This is a genomic window from Saccharopolyspora spinosa NRRL 18395 (assembly GCF_000194155.1).
Lineage (GTDB): Bacteria > Actinomycetota > Actinomycetes > Mycobacteriales > Pseudonocardiaceae > Saccharopolyspora > Saccharopolyspora spinosa.
The window spans coordinates 1-1,800 of sequence record NZ_GL877891.1; the positions used below are offsets into that span (position 1 = coordinate 1).

The 1,800-nt window shown below is 66.3% G+C and carries 2 protein-coding genes; both read right to left on the bottom strand.

Annotation, left to right across the window (positions count from 1 at the left end; genetic code table 11):
- On the bottom strand, positions 1 to 954 hold a 954-nt coding region (locus SSPN_RS58170; RefSeq protein WP_192814573.1), incomplete at its 3' end, for a hypothetical protein.
- Positions 920 to 1,180: a hypothetical protein gene (locus SSPN_RS49870; RefSeq protein ID WP_148272138.1), complete on the bottom strand. Its 261-nt coding sequence runs from the start codon at positions 1,178 to 1,180 to the stop codon at positions 920 to 922. The genes SSPN_RS49870 and SSPN_RS58170, both read right to left, overlap by 35 nt.
- Positions 1,181 to 1,800 lie beyond the last annotated feature (620 nt).

The window sequence follows — 1,800 nt, forward strand, 5'->3', positions numbered from 1 at the left end:
CACAGTCAGCGGCCCCCGCTCCTTCAACGTCTCCAACACCGCAATCCGGGCGGCAGCAGCCCTCATCTCCCGGTACCGATCCGCCAACCTTTTCTTCTCTTTATGCCGCTGCTGCGCCTTCGGCCGGAGCTCCGCCAACTCCGCCTCCTGCTCCCCAGTCAAGGTCTCCGTCACGTCCCGGTCCTTCTTCTTCTGCCCCCGCCCCGGCACCTTCGACCGGAGCTCCGCCAACTCCGCCTCCTGCTCCTCAGTCAGCCCTTCCAGCCTCTCCAACTCCGCAACCCGGGCGGCAACAGCCTTTCTCACCCGTTGCCATTCAACGTCTCTTTTCTTCTTCTTCTGCCACTGCTGCGCCTTCGGCCGAAGCTCCGCCAGCTCCACCTCCTGCTCCACAGCAGACTCCGTCGCATCCCCCGCATCCGGCCACACCGCATTCTCCGCAAACGGCTCACCGAAAAACAGACCGTCAGCGCCTTCACCCCCAAACACCCCAACCGAACCCTCCCCGTCGGAGAAGTCGGAGAGGAAACCGGCGAAATCCGACCCACTGGCAACCGCCCCAGCACCGCCGACACCCACAGCATCGTCGCCAGCATCCTGTCCCAAGAACGCGGGCAACTCGGTCGCGACAAACTCCTCATAAGCACCCTCGCCCAGCATCACCCCAGCATCCGCGGCCCTGCCCTGCGGCACCTGTACCCCCAATTCATCCGGCACCACCCGAGCAAGCCACGCATCCAGATCAACATCAGCCGACCCCCCCTCCCGCCCGACCTGATCAGCCCCAGCCCACCCCGACACTCCCTCTGGCCCCACACCCCGATCGGCCACCTGGGCCCCACCCACCCCGAGCTCCGTCATCTCCCGGACCTCCTTGTCCCGCCCCACCACCTTCGGCCGCAGCTCCACCTCCTGCTCGTCAGTCAGCAGCCCCCGCTCCTTCAACGCCTCCAACTCCGCAACCCTGGCCCCCCCCCGGCCCCGCAACCCGATCGGCCACCGGGGCCCCACCCACCCCGATCTCCGTCATCTCCCGGACCTTCTTCTTCCGCCCCCACCCCACCACCGTCGACCGGAGCTCCGCCAGCTCCGCCACCTGCTCCACCGCCAGCGGCCCCCACTCCTTCAACGCCTCCAACTCCACAACACGAGCGGCAGAAGCCTTTCTCGCAACGCTCATCACCGGAACCATAATTGGCCTGATTCACCCCCCGCAGGAACCGATACCCAGACCCAACCAACTCACCTACCAGGACCGGAACTGAAACCCCTAACGCCCCAGACTCCGCCGCATCGCCTGCATCCGGCCACACCGCATCCCCCGAAAACGGCTCACCGAAAAACAACCCGTCAGAGCCTTCACCCCCAAACAACCCAACGGAACCCTCCCACTCGGTGTAGTCGGGGAGGAAACCAGCGAAATCAAATCCCCCGGCAACCGACCCAGCACCGCCGACACCCGCAGCATCGTCGCCGGCATCCTGCCCCAGGAACGCGGGCAACTCGGTCGCGACAAACTCCTCATAAGCATCCGCGCCCAGCATCACCCCAGCATCCGCAGCGACGTGGGGCACCTGCACCCCATCTACATCCGTCATCGCCTGATCAAGCCACGCATCCAGATCGACGTCAGCCGACCACGCGTCCGAGTCGTTCTGATCAGCCCCTGCCCACCCCGACAACGCCTCCGGCCACGCACCCCGATCGGTCACCGGGGCCCCACCCACCCCGGTCTCCGCCACCTCCCGGCCCTTCTTCTTCCGCCCCACCACCTTCGGCCGAAGCTCCGCCAACTCCATC

What these genes read in the sequence shown, in the direction of transcription:
- SSPN_RS49870 (WP_148272138.1), bottom strand. Translation starts at nt 1,180, where the DNA reads ATGAGCGTTGCGAGAAAGGCTTCTGCCGCTCGTGTTGTGGAGTTGGAG.